At 69.7% G+C, this 15363-nt stretch carries 16 protein-coding genes; 7 read left to right on the top strand and 9 right to left on the bottom strand.

Annotated features, from left to right (window positions below):
- Positions 1-10 precede the first annotated feature (10 nt).
- On the top strand, positions 11-1408 hold the full coding sequence (locus tag ABN611_RS19980; protein WP_350281410.1) for a hypothetical protein: 1398 nt from the start codon (positions 11-13) through the stop codon (positions 1406-1408).
- A gap of 45 nt (positions 1409-1453) precedes the next feature.
- Here the strand turns inward: ABN611_RS19980 and ABN611_RS19975 are convergent, their stop codons facing one another.
- Together ABN611_RS19975 and ABN611_RS19970 are read right to left on the bottom strand one after the other, a co-directional pair.
- On the bottom strand, positions 1454-1750 hold the full coding sequence (locus ABN611_RS19975; RefSeq protein ID WP_350281409.1) for a DUF1905 domain-containing protein: 297 nt from the start codon (positions 1748-1750) through the stop codon (positions 1454-1456).
- Positions 1747-2328, bottom strand: coding sequence for a helix-turn-helix domain-containing protein (locus ABN611_RS19970; RefSeq protein WP_350281408.1), 582 nt, complete (start codon positions 2326-2328; stop codon positions 1747-1749). Before ABN611_RS19970 ends, ABN611_RS19975 begins: the two co-directional genes overlap by 4 nt.
- Positions 2329-2431: 103 nt before the next feature.
- Between ABN611_RS19970 and ABN611_RS19965 the strand changes: the two genes are divergently transcribed.
- Positions 2432-4591 carry an MMPL family transporter gene (locus tag ABN611_RS19965; RefSeq protein WP_350281407.1) on the top strand — a complete coding sequence of 720 codons (2160 nt, stop codon included), beginning with the start codon at positions 2432-2434 and terminating at the stop codon, positions 4589-4591.
- A 69-nt stretch (positions 4592-4660) separates the two neighbouring features.
- Here ABN611_RS19965 and ABN611_RS19960 read toward each other — a convergent pair whose 3' ends face one another.
- Entirely contained in the window at positions 4661-5320 is a 660-nt protein-coding gene (locus tag ABN611_RS19960; protein WP_350281406.1) for a hypothetical protein, read from the bottom strand.
- A gap of 63 nt (positions 5321-5383) precedes the next feature.
- Here ABN611_RS19960 and ABN611_RS19955 point away from each other — a divergent pair, with 63 nt between their 5' ends.
- On the top strand, positions 5384-6823 hold the full coding sequence (locus tag ABN611_RS19955) for a PLP-dependent aminotransferase family protein (protein ID WP_350281405.1): 1440 nt from the start codon (positions 5384-5386) through the stop codon (positions 6821-6823).
- A gap of 184 nt (positions 6824-7007) precedes the next feature.
- The gene (gene msrA, locus ABN611_RS19950) at positions 7008-7646 is read left to right on the top strand and encodes a peptide-methionine (S)-S-oxide reductase MsrA (protein ID WP_350281660.1); all 639 of its coding nucleotides are present in this window, start codon (positions 7008-7010) and stop codon (positions 7644-7646) included.
- Between the two features lie 42 nt (positions 7647-7688).
- Here the strand turns inward: msrA and ABN611_RS19945 are convergent, their stop codons facing one another.
- From ABN611_RS19945 to ABN611_RS19925, 5 genes are all read right to left on the bottom strand, one after another.
- Entirely contained in the window at positions 7689-8450 is a 762-nt protein-coding gene (locus ABN611_RS19945) for a class I SAM-dependent methyltransferase (RefSeq protein ID WP_350281404.1), read from the bottom strand.
- A 59-nt stretch (positions 8451-8509) separates the two neighbouring features.
- Complete coding sequence (gene bfr / locus ABN611_RS19940; protein WP_350281403.1) at positions 8510-8998, bottom strand: bacterioferritin; 489 nt, start codon at positions 8996-8998, stop codon at positions 8510-8512.
- Positions 8985-9194: a (2Fe-2S)-binding protein gene (locus ABN611_RS19935; protein WP_350281402.1), complete on the bottom strand. Its 210-nt coding sequence runs from the start codon at positions 9192-9194 to the stop codon at positions 8985-8987. Before ABN611_RS19935 ends, bfr begins: the two co-directional genes overlap by 14 nt.
- A gap of 81 nt (positions 9195-9275) precedes the next feature.
- Positions 9276-11228, bottom strand: a complete 1953-nt coding sequence (locus ABN611_RS19930) for a heparinase II/III family protein (protein WP_350281401.1) — start codon at positions 11226-11228, stop codon at positions 9276-9278.
- Between the two features lie 274 nt (positions 11229-11502).
- Entirely contained in the window at positions 11503-12024 is a 522-nt protein-coding gene (locus ABN611_RS19925; RefSeq protein WP_350281400.1) for a DinB family protein, read from the bottom strand.
- Between the two features lie 192 nt (positions 12025-12216).
- On the opposite strand from ABN611_RS19925, the gene ABN611_RS19920 reads away from it, so the two are divergent.
- The 3 genes from ABN611_RS19920 to ABN611_RS19910 all read left to right on the top strand — a co-directional run bounded on the left by ABN611_RS19920 (position 12217) and on the right by ABN611_RS19910 (position 14452).
- A complete protein-coding gene (locus ABN611_RS19920) occupies positions 12217-13041 on the top strand; it encodes an alpha/beta hydrolase (RefSeq protein WP_350281399.1) in 825 nt (274 codons plus the stop codon).
- A gap of 8 nt (positions 13042-13049) precedes the next feature.
- Entirely contained in the window at positions 13050-13862 is an 813-nt protein-coding gene (locus ABN611_RS19915; protein WP_350281398.1) for an alpha/beta hydrolase, read from the top strand.
- A gap of 83 nt (positions 13863-13945) precedes the next feature.
- The gene (locus tag ABN611_RS19910; protein ID WP_350281397.1) at positions 13946-14452 is read left to right on the top strand and encodes a GNAT family N-acetyltransferase; all 507 of its coding nucleotides are present in this window, start codon (positions 13946-13948) and stop codon (positions 14450-14452) included.
- Here the strand turns inward: ABN611_RS19910 and ABN611_RS19905 are convergent.
- Positions 14445-15287, bottom strand: coding sequence for an AAC(3) family N-acetyltransferase (locus ABN611_RS19905; protein WP_350281396.1), 843 nt, complete (start codon positions 15285-15287; stop codon positions 14445-14447). The two genes, ABN611_RS19910 and ABN611_RS19905, sit on opposite strands and share 8 nt — an antisense overlap.
- Positions 15288-15363: the final 76 nt, after the last annotated feature.

The following is a 15363-nucleotide window of genomic DNA, read 5'->3' as shown; positions in this document are numbered from 1 at the left end:
AGCCCTCCGGATGAGCGAGCCCTCTCAGGAAACCCGCGGCGTTCGCGCGCGGTTCTCCCGCTGGCGTGCCCGCACACGCGGGCGCAGCACGCTGAAGGCGGCGTACGCGCAGGCGGCCCGCGACGTGAAGCGGATGGACCCGGCGGTCCGGGAGCGGATCGGCCGCGCCCACCTGACCAGGGCGGACCTGCAGCAGCTGGCGAACTTCCACGTCGACGCCCAGTTCCGGCCGGGGCGGTACGGCGCCCTGTCGGAGCGGCTCGGGGATGCGGCGCGCGCCCGGCTGCAGGAGTCCGGTCCGACACCCCGGCAGCCCCGGATCTCCCGGACCAGGAACCCGGTCCGCGCGCTCGTCAACCGGTACTCGCGCTGGGGACGGAACGAGCGGCGCGGGACGAAGGCGCTCAAGGCCGCGCTGCAGCAGGCGGCGAAAGACGTCCGGCGGACGGATCCGCGCGTGCTCGAGGCGATCGGGCGCTCGACGCTGAACAGCGCCGACCTGGCGTCGCTGGCCTCGGGACGGATGGATCAGGTGTTCCGGCCGGAGGGCCGGCTCGGAGGTCTCCCTGGGCAGCAACAGGGCCGGGGGTCGGCGCAAGGGCAGGCGTCATCTCAGACGCAAGCGCAGGCCGTGCAATCGCCGGACCAAGCGCCGCAGGTGCCGCAGCAGTCCGAGCAGATGACGCAGCGGATCGCGGCGCTGCAGCAGTCGATCCTGGAGAACCAGCAGCGGGCGATCACGCTGATGGAGGAGAACAACCGGCTGCAGGCGGAGATGCGCCAGCTCCTCCAGGCGCGGGTGCAGGACCTCCAGCAGCAGGTCACGGACCTGGGCCAGGCCGTGAGCCCGCCGCAACTCACCCAGGAGCCGGCGCGCGACCCCGCCCGGGAGTCCCCCGAAGGCCAGCAGCCACAGCGCGACACCGCCGACGACCACGTCCGCCTCGACAACCCGATCGTCCCCACCAACGACGGCGAACAACAGACCCCCGGCGAGACCGAGGCCGCCGGCGAGCAGCAGAGTGTGGGCGAGGAACCGGAGGTAGCTCCGGGCGAACAGGAGCAGACCGGCGGCCAGGTCCAGGAAGGTGACCGGCAGGTGGCACCGGCCGAACCGCTGGACATGACCGAGGCGATGACCAGGATCGCCGAAGGCGACCAGAACCTGGCCGGCGCCGAGATCCAGGACGGCACCGTCGTACCGGCCACCTCGAACCGGGGCGAGGCCGCCAAATCGGCCGAGCTGGACGAGGTCGCCACGGCTGCCAAAGCTGCGGGAGCCGTCGCACCGCCTGCCCGGTCCACGGCCGAGGAGGCCTCCCGGACGGCCAAGGGCGGAAAGGACGACGGCAGCAAGAACCGGCCGGCTCTGACGCCCCGGGACCCGTCCGGCAGAGACGGTCGCTGAGCGCAGCACTCCCGATCGCCGCCTGCCTCGGCGGCGTTCGGCGTACTAGAAGTCGACCAGGTCCAGGCGGGTTTCCACGGGGCTGCCTTCGGTGAGTTGCTCGGCGAGGCGGACCGGCTTCTTGACGGGGAGGAGATAGGTGCCGGTCTTGGTGGGGAAGACCGACGTCTGCCAGGTCGTCTCGCCGATGGTCACCGCGACCCGGACCGAGCCGAAGCCGTTCCGGCGGCCTTCGCTCAGGTCCGTGATCTCGTCGCTGATCTCCTCCGGCACCGTGACGAAGTACCAGCTGCCCTCGCCCTCGTGCTGCCACAGCGGCGCCGTGAAGCGGAACCCGGTCACTCCTCCACCGGCTTCCCCCGGCGCGCCAGGATCGCGGACGCCGCGTCCAGCAGGACCGCCCGGATCTCGTCGGGACTGCTCTCGGGATCGATCTCGGCCGACATCGCCGCGCCGACGACCTCGACCGCGGCCGCCGCACGCAGCCGGTCGGCCGGGGTCGGGTCGGGTCCGGCCAGCCAGACCTGGAACCGCCGCGACTGCGCGATGAGCTTGTCGAGGTCGTCCCCGAACGCGGCCAGCACGGCGGCGATGTCGCGCATCAGCGTCGGCCCGGTCGACCGGTGCTCGATGACCACGTCGACGTAGGCGCCGAGCAGCTCGCGCTCGGTCTCCGGCGACCACGGGAGGTCGTCGACCTGCCGCAGTACGGCGAACACGTCGTCGAGGAAGGTCCCGACGATCGCGCGCAGCAGCTGCTGTTTCGACGAGTAGTGGTAGTACAGCGACGCCTTGGTGATCCCGACCTGCTCGGCGATCTCGCGCAGGCTCGTCTTCTCGTACCCCTGTGTCGAGAACAACTGCACCGCGGCGCGATGGATCTCTGTCTTCGTGTCCCGGGAACTCGTCGCGTGCTGCACGTCACCACCTTCTCATCTTCACCTGCCTACCGTCCGGCAGGTAGTCTACCTACCGACCGGCAGGTAGACACAGTGATTCAGCCCTCAGGGAGGGGGACTCGGGGTGTTCAGCACACTCGGACGGTTCGTCGTCCACAACCCGTGGAAGGTGATCGCCGCGTGGGTGGTCGCGGCGGTGGCCGTGATCGCGTTCGCGCCGACGCTCGCGGACGTCACCACCAAGGACCAGGCGGCGCTGCTGCCCGACAAGTACGAGTCCGTGCAGGCGCAGAAGCTCGCCGCGGACGCGTTCGGGCAGACCAACGACGCGACTGCCAGCATCGTCGTCAAGCGCACCGCGGGCGGCGAACTGACCGCGGCCGACCAGGCCAAGGTCACCGAACTCGCGACCAAGATCTCCGGCGCCAAGATCGAGCGGGTCACCGCCGCGATCACCGGCCCGCAGGCGGTGTCGCCGAACAAGCAGGTGCAGATCGTCAGCGTCGGCCTGAAGGGCATGGCGGAGGACCAGGCGGTGCTCGACGCCGTCCAGAAGATCCGCGACGTCACCGGGTCCACGCTGAGCGGCAGCGACCTCGGGTACGGCGTGACCGGCGACGCGGCACTGCTGCTCGACAACCAGGACGCGTTCGAGAACGCGTTCGTGGTGGTCGGGATCGCGACCGTGGTGCTGATCATCGGCCTGCTGCTGGTGATCTACCGCAGCCCGGTGGCCGCGTTCCTGCCGATCCTGACCGTCGGTCTGGTGTCGGCGATCGCGCCCGGCCTGATCGCGCTCGCGGCGAAGGCCTTCGACCTGCAGGTCACCCAGGACCTGCAGACGATCCTGACCGTGGTGCTGTACGGCGTCGGCACCGACTACATCCTGTTCCTGCTGTTCCGGTACCGCGAAGGTCTGCGAGCCGGCGAGCAGCCGAAGGAAGCACTGGTGAACGCGGTCGCCCGGGTGTCCGAGGTGATCGTGTCCGCGGCCGGCGCCATCATCGTCGCGTTCAGCGCCCTGCTGCTCGCGGTGTTCGGCGGGTTCAAGAGCCTCGGCCCGGGCCTCGCGATCGCGGTCGCGGTGATGGCCTTCGCGGCGATCACGCTGATCCCGGCCGTCGTCTCGCTGCTCGGCCCGAAGGTGTTCTGGCCGTCGAAGTCCTGGCAGAAGACTCCGAAGGGCGCGATGTTCAAGCGCTTCGGCACCTTCACCGCGCGCCGCCCGGCCGTGGTCGCGGCGATCTCCGGCGGTGTGATGGTCGTACTCGCGCTCGGCTCGCTCGGGATGAAGGTCGACTACGACGCGTTCAGCCAGCTCCCGGACGGGACCGAGTCGGCGCGCGCGATCAAGGACCTGCAGGCGGGCTTCCCGGCAGGCGCGCTGAACCCGACGACCGTGTACGTGCGGAGCACCGACGGTACGCCTCTCGATCCCGCCGAACTCACGACGTACGCCGAGAAACTGGGCAAGGTCGACGGCGTCGGCGGAGTGCTCCCGGCGGGCGCGGACGGCAGCCTGGCGCTGCTGAACAAGGACAAGACCGTCGCCCAGATCAACGTCGTACTCGAGAACGCGCCGTACGCGAACGCCTCGCTGGACCTCGTCGACGGGAAGCTCCGTGAGGTCTCGCACGCGGAGGCTCCGGAGGGTACGACGACGTTGCTCGGCGGCGTGACCTCCAGCTACACCGACATCCGGGACGCGAACAGCCGGGACCTCTCGGTGATCTTCCCGGTCGCGGGCGGCCTGATCGCGGTGATCCTGGCGCTGCTGCTGCGGTCGCTGGTGGCGCCGCTGGTGCTGATGCTCGCGGTGGTGCTGAGCTTCTTCAGCTCAATCGGCGCGACCGTGTTCGTGTTCCAGGGCGCGGCCGGGCACCCGGGCGTGACGTTCTCGCTGCCGATCATGCTGTACCTGTTCGTCGTTGCCATCGGCACTGACTACAACATCCTGATGATCGCGCGACTGCGGGAGGAGGCCGAACGTGGGACCGACCCACGGACCGCGGCCGACCTGGCGATCGAGCACGGCGGCCCGTCGGTGGCCGCGGCCGGACTGATCCTGGCCGGCACGTTCTCGTCGCTGATGCTGGCGGGGATGGCGCTGCTCACCGAGATGGGGTTCTCGGTCGCGGCCGGCATCGTGATCTCGGCGTTCGTGATGTCGAGCTTCCTGGTGCCCAGCGTGATCGCCCTGCTCGGCACCCGCGCCTGGTGGCCGCGCAAGCTGAAGAACCCTTCGGCGGCTCCTGAGGAGCGCAAGCTCGAGCCCGTCGGATAACAGGCCCGCAGGCTGAGGGGTCCTGCGAGAAGGGACGGGTCCCGGACCACCTGGTCCGGGACCCGTTGTCTAGTGGCCCTTCAGACGGACGGTGAAGATCGGCAGCAGGATGTGGACGAGCGGGCCGATCGCGAGCGCGTAGACGACGGTGCCGACGCCGACCGCACCGCCGAGGGCGAAACCGGTCGCGAGCACGGTCAGCTCGAGCGACGTACGGACCAGCCGGACGCTCAGGCCGGTACGACGCACCAAGCCCGTCATCAGGCCGTCGCGCGGACCGGGGCCGAACTGCGCGCCGATGTACATCGCACCGGCCAGCGCGTTCAGGACGACACCGGCCAGCATGAACACGATCCGCAGCCAGAGCGCGTCCGGGCGGTCGACCAGCGCCAGCGTCAGGTCGGTGACCAGGCCGATCACGATCGCGTTGCTGATCGTGCCGAGGCCGGGCCACTGGCGCAGCGGGATCCAGACGAGCAGGACGACGAAGCTGACCACGATCACGACCGTGCCGAAGCTCAGCGGGATGTGCTCGGTGATCCCGGAGTGGAAGACGTCCCACGGGTCCAGGCCGAGCTCGCCGCGGATCATCAGGCCCATCGACGCGCCGTACAAGGCCAGGCCTACGTACAGCTGGACCAGGCGGCGGGGCAGGTGGCCTGCTTTCAGCTGCTGGATCGGATTCAGTGGCGCGAGCTGGCGCGGCGGGGCATCGGAGGTGGCGGTCACGTTCTCCAGTGTCACGAGCAAGTGGCCTGGTGTTCGATAGCCAATTGCGCGATAGTGGACTGCATGCGCGCCCGGTATCTCCCCGCCAGCACTTTGACCGGCCTGCTCGACGAGTGGGCCGACGGCTCCGGTCCGGCGTACCGGCTGCTCGCCGAGCGGCTGCGGCTGCTGATCGCGGACGGCCGGATCATGCCCGGCTCGCGGCTGCCGAGCGAGCGGGAGCTGACGGACGCGCTCGGCGTCAGCCGGACGACGGTGGCGTCGGCGTACCGCGAACTGCGGGACAACGGGTACCTGACGAGCCGGCGGGGCTCGGGCAGCGTGACGGCACTGCCGTCGAAGGTCGAGCCGGAACTCGGGCGGCACCACGCGCCGGGGATCGACACCGACGGGCTGTACGACTTCACCTGCGCGGCGCCGTCCGCGGTCCAGGGGATCAGTACGGTGGTGGCGTCGGCCGCGGCCGACCTGCCGCAGCACCTGGCGACGCCCGGGTACCACCCGCAGGGTCTCCCGGTACTGCGCTCCGAGATCGCGGCGGCGTACTGCGATCGCGGGCTGCCGACGTCCGCGGACCAGATCATCGTCACCGCCGGGGCGCTGGCCGCGACGTCGATCGCGGTCCGGGCGATCACGCAGATCGGCGACCGGGTGCTCACCGAGAGCCCGACGCACCCGAACTCCGTGGACGCGATCCGGCGCAGCGGCTGCCGGGTGGTCGCCGTACCGATGTCGCCCGGGGGCTGGGACCTTCCGTTGCTGGAAGCAACCATTCGGCAGACGGCGCCGCGGGCGGCGTGGCTGGTGGCGGACTTCCAGAACCCGACCGGTTTTCTGATGCCGGCCGCGGACCGGCAGCGGCTGGCGCGGGCGTTCGCGCGGTCCCGGACGACGGCGATCGTCGACGAGACCTTGCTCGAGCTGTCGCTGGACGGGCAGGAGATGCCGCCGCCGTTCGCGGCGTACGACCCCGACGGGGTGATCACGGTCGGGTCGGTGAGCAAGTCGTTCTGGGGCGGGCTGCGGATCGGGTGGATGCGGGTGCCGGAGCCGCTGGTGGCGCGGGTCCTGGACGCGCGGGCGTCGATGGACCTCGGGGCGCCGGTGCTGGAGCAGCTGGTGGTCGCGGACCTGCTGCGGCAGCGGTCGACGATCCTGCCCGAACGCCGCGCCTCGCTCGCGCGCCGCCGGGACGCGCTGGCCGCGGCGGTCGCCGCCGAGCTGCCGTCGTGGCGGTTCCGGCTGCCGGGCGGCGGGTTGTCGCTGTGGTGCGAACTGCCGGAGCCTGTTGGGTCGAGTCTGGTCGGAGTGGCACAGCGGAACGGGGCGCTGCTGGTTTCCGGGTCCCGGTTCTCGCCCGACGGTGGTCTGGAGTCGTTCATCCGATTGCCGTTCACGCTCGCCGAGGACGAGCTGCGCGAGGGCGTGCAGCGCGTCGCCGCGTCGTACGCCTCCCTGACCACAGGCTCCCCCGCGCGGCGGGCTGGGGTGATGATCGCCTGACGCCGACACCCAGGCCATCACAATCGGCCCCGCCGACCGGCCGCCCGCGGGCAGCGGCGCTGTCCGGGCGATTGTGATGGTCTGGAGGTCGGTGCGTGTCATCGTGCCGTAAGGGGCGTGGGGAAGGTTCGCCTTACATCCGGCGTTGAGAGACTATGAAAGTCAGACTGCGAGAGGCGTGAGAATGTCGTTCTTCACCCGCAACACCGCCATGGTCGAGCCGGAGGCCGCGCTCCCCGGCCGGCCCACCCCCGGTTTCACCGTCCCCGACGAGAACATCGTCCTGCACACCCCGCAGACCGCCGCCGCGCCCGAGGGGTTCGAGGAGGTCTGGTTCGGCACCGGGTGTTTCTGGGGCACCGAGGAGATCTTCTGGCAGCAGCCCGGCGTGTACACCACCGCCGTCGGGTACGCGGGCGGTTACACCCCGAACCCGACGTACGAAGAGGTCTGCACCGGCCGCACCGGGCACGCGGAGGCCGTCCGGGTCGTCTACGACCCCACGAAGACGACCTTCACCGACCTGCTGAAGGTGTTCTGGGAGACCCACGACCCGACCCAGGGCATGCGCCAGGGCAACGACCTCGGTTCGCAGTACCGCTCGGCGATCTACTACACCACCGACGCCCAGCGCGCCGAGGCCGAACGCACCCGCGACCTCTACGCCCCCGTCATCAAGCCCCTCGGCTACGACGACATCACCACCGAAATAGCCCCCGCCACCACCTTCTTCTACGCCGAGGACTACCACCAGCAGTACCTCCACAAAAACCCCAACGGCTACCGCTGCCACAGCAACACCGGCGTACCGTTCCCGGCCTGAATCTGAAGGCGGCCCTCACCAGTTGGTGGGGGCCGTCTCGCGTTAGTGGCCGCGGCGGGCGAGGTGGGCGTGGAGCTGGGCGTCCAGTTCCACGGTTCCGGGGAGGACCTGCAGGATTCGGCGGAAGGCCTCGTCGCGGTCGGTGGGGTTGAGCATCACGTACGCCGAGACTGTTGACAGGTGGCCGATGTAGTCCTGGGCGCTGATCGTGAGGCGCCGTTCGATCACGGCCTGCCGTACGTCGGTGAACCAGTCGGACTGCTGGAGCTCTGTGCCGGGCCACTGCATCGGGCGATCCGCGGGTGTGCCGTCGGGCGACGGGACGCCGTCGTCCTCGAGGTACGGCGCACGCGCCGCGCGGACGGCCTGCTGGAGGTCCGGGTCGGCCAGCTGGGTCGGTGCGGCGAACGAGGCGAACACGCCACCCGGCCGTACCAGTGCGGCCATGCGGTCCCAGCGGCCTTCAGGATTCGTCCAATGAAGCGCGGCAGCCGAATAGACCAGGTCGTACGACGTATCCAGCGGCAGGTCCTCGAAGGCGGCTTGCACGGTGGTGACGTGTGCCGGCACGTGTTTGCGCAGCTCCGCCAGCATGGCTGCGTCGGGGTCCGTCGCCGTGACCTCGATTCCTGCCTGCGCGAACAGGCGCGTCGCCTTACCTGTCCCGGCGCCGATCTCGAGCGCGGTGCGGATCGGCCTACCGGCGTAGGCCACCACCAGATCGAGCACTTCCGCCGGATACCCAGGCCGGAACCGCTCGTACGCCTCCGCCACCGTCCCGAAACTCAGCGCACGCACAACCATGCCGGCATCCTGACACCTCGCACGCCTCCGCGCTCGTCATTTCTGTCCACGCGGTCGGTTCAGCCTGGTGCGTTGCCTGGTTCCAGTTGTTGGGCGAGGTACTGCTGGGCGCCGATCCGTTCGATGGCGTCCAGTTGGGATTCGAACCAGTCGACGTGGCGTTCCTCGTCGCGAACCATCTCCTCGAAGACAGCCGCGGTGCCGTGGTCGCCGAGGTCGTGGCACCCTTGGGCCGCGGCGTTGAACTGGGCCACCGCGGCGTGCTCGCTCTCCATGCCCAGCCGCAGCATCTCGGGGGCGTCCTCGCCGACCGTGACCGCGCCGAGCTTCTGCAGATTCGGGTGGCCGTCGAACAACAGGATCCGGTTGATCAGCGCGTCGGCGTCCTTCATCTCGTCGATCGAGAGGTCGTAGAAGGCCTTGCCGAGGCGCCGGAAGCCCCAGTTGTCGAGCATCCTGGCTTCCAGGAAGTACCCGTTGATGACGGTCAGCTCGAGAGTCAGCGCCGCGTTGAGGAGTTCGACGACACGTGGATTAACCGGTTGCACCTGCCACCTCCGTGAGCGGAGTTGCCGAGACCGACCTCCCATGCTGGCACAACAGGCGCTTCACAGAGAAGACGCAGCCCCCACAGTTCCGCCCGGCCCCGGTCGCCAGGCACACCTGCGCAAGCGTCCGGGCCCCGGCGTCGATGCTCTCGACGACGTCCCGGTCGCTGACGACCTCACAGTGGCAGACGATCACACAGGTGAGGCTACCCTAACCCCCCACCCCGAACCTCATCATCCCCACGAATGAGACCTCCCCGTGGCTGAGGATCATGGTTCAGCCGGCGCGGTAGAGCGAGCCGCCGCCGGAGATGGCTATGGCGGTTCGGGTGCCTCCTACGTTGAGGGTGACGATGAAGGTGGTGCCGGATTGGCGGATGGAGTAGGTGACTGTGCCGGTGGCGCGGACCGGGACCACGAAGGACAGGATCGACGCCGATCGGCCGGAGCGGGCCATGAGGAGCGTGGGGGCGGATCTGCGGACGAAGCTGCTCGGGTAGTGCCAGCCCTGGATCGGGTTCGTCTGGGCCTGCTTGACCAGGAGCGCGCCTGGTGGGAGCGCTTGTTTGAAGGGGATCTGGAAGACGATCGTCTTCGTGGTGTCCCGGGGCGCCATCGCGATCGCGGTCGTGCGGGAGTAGACGGTCGCGCGTTGGTCCGACGGCAGGTGCCACAGGGTCTGGAACGCCTGGGCGGTGCGCGCCGACGCGCGGTCCCACACCACCAGCAGGTCCGGGTTTTTCAGCACCAGTACGGACCGCACCCGGCTGATCCCGCTGCCGGGCGCGTCGGCGAAGACGTACGATTCCGCGTTCGACTTCACCGCGTACGCGGTCAGCCGGGTCGCGGGGTTCAGGTACGGCGTCGTCGGCGTCGTCAGCACGCTGTGCGCGTAGGGGCTGACGGACCACGTGCGGAACGCGCCGGCGTTGTAGGCGGCGTACCCGCCGTCGATCACGATGTCCCGGCCGCGCGCCGTGTACGTGATGCTCGTGTGGTCGAGGTGCCCGTGGAACGCGCGCGCCGGACCGTACCTGATGCTGTACGTCGACTCACCCCGGAAGCCACGCGCCGGGTCGGTCCCCCACCCGGTCCGCCCGAACACGTAGCCGGCGGAGTAGACCCCGACCCGCCACAACGGGACGGTGCCACGCGTCCCCAGCGACCCGGCGTACTCCATCGGCGTACCGCTCCACGGGTACGTCGCCCGCTCCTCGGTGTCACCGAGCTGGTGCAGCTTGCCGAGCGAGTTCGTCGCCAGCGTCAGCCATTTCGCGAGCAGCGCGCGCCGGGTCGCGATCGTCGTACCGGGTGACACCCCGCAGTTCTGCAGCACCGCCGCCGCGCGGCCCCACAGCGAGTAGTTGAAGGCGGCGTACCCGGTCGACTGTTCGTTGGTCGACCCCTGGGAATCGATCGACGTGGTGATCCCGGCCTTGAGCCGTTGGACGGCGAGGTTCTTGTAGTCGGTGCGGCCCAGCGTGCAGCCGACGCCGAACAGCGCGATGCTCTCGTCGGTGCCGTGGTTCCACGCGCCGCTCCAGTAGTTGGTGAGGAACCGCGCGTGACTCAGCAGCGCCGCGTTCACCCACGCGTACCGGGTCGGGACCGTGGTCACCTTGAGTCCGGTGAGGATCGCCTGGCGTAGGCAGATCAGGACGTTCGTCCGGTGCATGGTGGACTCCCACGCGCCGATGTTGCCCTTCCACGAGTACGGGTTGTCGCGGTACCAGTCGTACGCGATCGTGTTGGCCCGGGTGAGCGCGGTCAGATCACCCTTGCCGCCGGCAATGATGGCGTGACCGAGCCAGCGCAGCGAGTGGAACCACATGTACCAACTGGCGTTCCGGTACGGGTTCAGCGACCAGTTGATGTTGCCGCCGCCGTTACCGACCTTGTACGGCGCGTAGGGTCCCCAGGCGAACTTGTCGGCGTACAGGTTCACCAACGGGTTGGTCTTCTCGATCCCGCTGAACCCCGGACACGCGTAGAACGGCGCCGCCAGCGTCTGGAACTGGTCCGCGCCGATGTCCGTCGCGGGCGCGGCCGTCGGCGGTACGACGTTGCTCGCGCCCGGCACGAACTGGGACTCGCCCGGCTCCTCCGGCCCCGGGACGATCTGGATGCCGGGCTCCTCGGCCGGCGTACGACTTCCTCCGGTTGCTGTTTCTGCCCCCAGCAGGACAACAGCGATCCCCACGGCCACCACGGCCGTTGCCCTGAATCGCATGAAGTTGTGCCTCTCCCCCACCGTCGCCGGGCGCCGGCGACGGCCTTCCTGACCGGACTGGCGCACGAGTTGTACGCCGTACCTCGGGCGCCCACGGGATCCGCGGGGGCGGTCAGCTCACCGAGGTCTCACTTCCCCTTACCGGTCTTGATGCATCAGCTGCTGAGAAGGTTGCGAACACGACAGGGCGCCAGGACCCGCGAGGGGTCCTGGCGCCCGGTTTGTTGGGTCAACCCATGGTGGGTCAGCCCATGGTGGGTCAGCCCATGGTGGGTCAGCCCATGGTCTTCTGGCCGTCGATGGCTTCGCGGATGATGTCGGCGTGGCCGGCGTGCTGCGCGGTCTCGGCGGCGATGTGCAGGAACACCCGGCGGACGGTCCAGAAAACACCCGGCGGCTGCCACGGAGCGGCGGGGAGCTCGTAGCTGGCGTCCAGGTCGAGCGTGCGGACCAGGTCGTCGGTGGCGGCGGCGACCTTCTCGTACGCCGCCAGCACGTCGGCGAGCGTCTCGTCCTCGGTGAGCCGGAACTGGTCCTGCCACTGGGCCATCATCTCGGGCGTGAACTCGGGCGGCGTCGCCTCGCTCTTGCCCTGCGCGAACTCGGCCCAGTGCTGCTCGGTCGCGCTGACGTGCTTGATCAGCCCGCCGATCGTGAGCTCGCTGATCGTGCTGCGGGTGCGCGCCTGCTCGTCGGTCAGCTCCCGCGCGGTGTGCCGCAGGAAGTACCGGTGCTTGCCGAGGAACTCCAGGATGTCGGCGCGCTCACCGGTCAGGCTCTGCTCGTTTGTTGTCATGCCGAGAACTCTAGAAGGCATAGCGGTCAGTTTCTGTCCTCTATGCGGAATTCGTGGTTCGGTCCGTGGTTCGCGTGCCGGGTCGCGTGGTCCGCGCGTGGTTGCGCCGGCAATCCCTCCTTCCGCGAGCGCGAGCCGACTAGCTTGACAAGCGGCCGGCACAGAGGCCGGCCCTTCAGCAAGGGGGTTCACGTGGGGACGATCAGGACCGCGGACGGTACCGAGATCTTCTACAAGGACTGGGGGACCGGGCAGCCGGTCGTGTTCAGTCACGGGTGGCCGCTGTCGGCCGACGACTGGGACAACCAACTGTTGTTCTTCCTGTCGAAGGGCTACCGCGTCGTCGCGCACGACCGCCGTGGGCACGGCAGGTCGACGCAGACCGGCGACGGGCACGACATGGACCACTACGCCGACGACCTGAAGGCGGTCGTCGACCACCTCGACCTGCGCGACTGCCTGCACGTCGGTCACTCGACCGGCGGCGGGGAGGTCACGCACTACCTGGCCCGGCACGGCGAGCAGCGGGCCGCCAAGGGCGCGCTGCTCTGTGCGGTGCCGCCGCTGATGGTGCGGACGGACGCGAACCCGGAGGGGCTGCCGAAGGCGGTCTTCGACGACCTCCAGGCACAGCTCGCGGCCAACCGCTCGGGGTTCTACCGGGACCTCGCGGCCGGCCCGTTCTACGGCTTCAACCGCCCCGGTGCCGAGCCGTCCGAGGCGATCGTCGCGAACTGGTGGCGCCAGGGCATGATGGGCGGCGCGAAGGCCCACTACGACGGCATCGTCGCGTTCTCGCAGACCGACTTCACCGAGGACCTGGGCAAGATCACGATTCCAGTCCTCGTGGTGCACAGCGAGGACGACCAGATCGTGCCGTACGCCGATTCCGGCCCGAAGTCCGCCGCGCTGCTCAAGAACGGGGTCCTGAAGACGTACAAGGACCTCCCGCACGGCCTGCCCACGACGCACCCCGACGTGGTCAACGCCGACCTGCTCGAGTTCTTCCGGTCCTAGGAGTACCGATGCAACACCGCAGAACACGTTTTCTCGCAGTACTGGGCGTCGTCCTGGCGCTCCTGGTCGCGGCCGTGACGCCCGCCGCGGCGTCGTACCGGCACGGCCCGCGGCCGACCGTCGTGCTGGTGCACGGCGCGTGGGCCGACGGGTCGAGCTGGGCCAGGGTCACCAGCCGGCTGATCGACGACGGCTACCAGGTCCGGGTACCGCCGAACCCGTTGCGCAACCTGACCACCGACGCCGCCACGATCCGCGATTTCCTGTCCACGCTGTCCGGGCCGATCGTCCTGGTCGGGCACTCGTACGGCGGCGCGGTCGTCACCAACGCGGCGACGGGTAACCCGAACGTCAAGGCGCTGGTGTACGTCGACGCGTTCGCGCCCGCGGAGGGCGAAGTGATCTTCCCGCTCGCGGGTGCCGACTCCGCCCTCGCGGTGCCGCCGGAAACCGTTTTCGACTTCGTTCCGTACCCGGGGGCGCCGGCCGGGGACGTCGACCTCTACCTGAAGCACGACACCTTCGTGACGTCGTTCGCCTCCGGCGTGCCGCGGAGCCAGGCCGAGAAGCTGTATCCCGCGCAGCGGCCGCTCACCCTGAGCGCCGGGTTCACCCCGTCCGGGCCGCCGGCGTGGGCGACGATCCCGTCCTGGTACGTCCTCGGCACCCGGGACCTGATCATCACGCCCACCGCCCAGCAGTTCATGGCCACCCGCGCCGGATCCACCGTCACCAGGATCTCGACCGGGCACCTCGGCCTGCTGACCGATCCCGGCCCCGTCACGGCCGTCATCGAGCAGGCGGCGCGCGCCGCTCGGTGACACCCGGCCGCAGGTCGCCCGTAATTCGGGCGACCTGCACCGGCGCCCGCGGCTAGGCTCGCCGGGATTCTCTGGGAGGCTCGATGGTTGACGGGTTGGAGATCCGGCCGTTGCGGGATGACGATCCGGAAGTGATCTCGGCGGCGCTCGGCGCGCTCGGGTGGGACAAGCCGGTGGCGCAGTACGAGAAGTACCTGGCCGAGCAGCGGGACGGGACGCGGGACGTCCTGGTCGCGACGCTCGACGGCGAGTACGCCGGCTACGTCACCGTGCGGTGGGAGTCGCCGTACGAGCCCTTCGAGGGGATGCCGGAGATCCAGGACTTCAACGTGCTGCCGGCGCTGCGGCGGCGCGGGATCGGGTCGGCGTTGATGGACGCGGCCGAGGCGAAGGTCGCGGAGCGGTCCCCGGTCGTCGGGATCGGGGTCGGGCTGTACCCGGACTACGGGCAGGCGCAGCGGCTGTACGTCCGCCGCGGTTACGTCCCCGACGGACGGGGCCTGGTGTACGACGGCCGGCAGGTGCCGCCAATGGAAACGATCCGGAACGACGACTCCGCGACGTTGATGTTCACCAAGCAGCTCAGGTAACGCTGTCAATTGCTGTCAGGCGTTGTTGGAGGGCGGCCCTGCAGCGGCAGGTGGGGTCGTCGGTGCAGAGCAGTGCGGTCGGGTCGGCCTCGACGAGGTCGCGGGTCGCGGACAGCACGGCCCGGGTCGCAACGCGCCGTACCCGGGCCTGCCCGATCCGGACCTCCTTGGTGACCGGGCGGAGCACCGGCTCGACGGCATCGAAGTGGTGGCTCGCTCCGGGGATGTTGGGGAGTTCGGTCCACAGGCCGTCGGCGGCTTTCGCGTAGCGGTAGAAGCGGGAGCGGCCGAGGTGCTGCTCGGCGACGTGGATCGCGGTGTTCGAGGTGTGGTCGACGCCGAGCAGCAGGACGTCGCCGTCGAGCGCCTCGATCGGGCCGAGCGGCCAGTCCGGGCGCTGTGCCGCCAGGATCCGTTCCGCGTCCGGACCGGCCGCCTGGTAGGAGAACAGCGGATGCCCGGTGCGCAACGGCGCGCAGGTCTGCCGGAACGTTTCCGGAATCGTTCCGAGCCAGCGGTCGACCGGCAGGTCGCGCCGGAAACTCGTTGCCTGCGACACCTTTTCGTCGAAGTCCGGCCAGTTTTCCGCGTTCCAGAAAGCGTTGTCCGGCCGCACCAGCCCGGGCGGCGCGGGGAGCCCGGTGAGATCCCAGGTGCCGGCCGGCATCAGCACGGTCCCGCAGACCTCGGTCAGTGCCGTGCACACCGCCTCCGCGCCGCCGTCGACGTGGCCGAAAGAGCTGAGCGACGAGTGCACGATCACGTTCGAGGAACGGCCGAGTCCCAACTGCCGCAGTCCGTCGACGAGGTCGTGCACAGTGACTGGCCGTTGCATGCCAGCACTATCCCATCGGACCCGCGCGTCCCGCCTGTGGATTTCCGCCGTCCGAGCCCTTGCTGGCGACGGAAAA

Origin of the sequence: Kribbella sp. HUAS MG21 (assembly GCF_040254265.1) — a bacterium.
GTDB lineage: Bacteria > Actinomycetota > Actinomycetes > Propionibacteriales > Kribbellaceae > Kribbella.
This window is presented reverse-complemented; position numbering and strand designations above follow the sequence as displayed.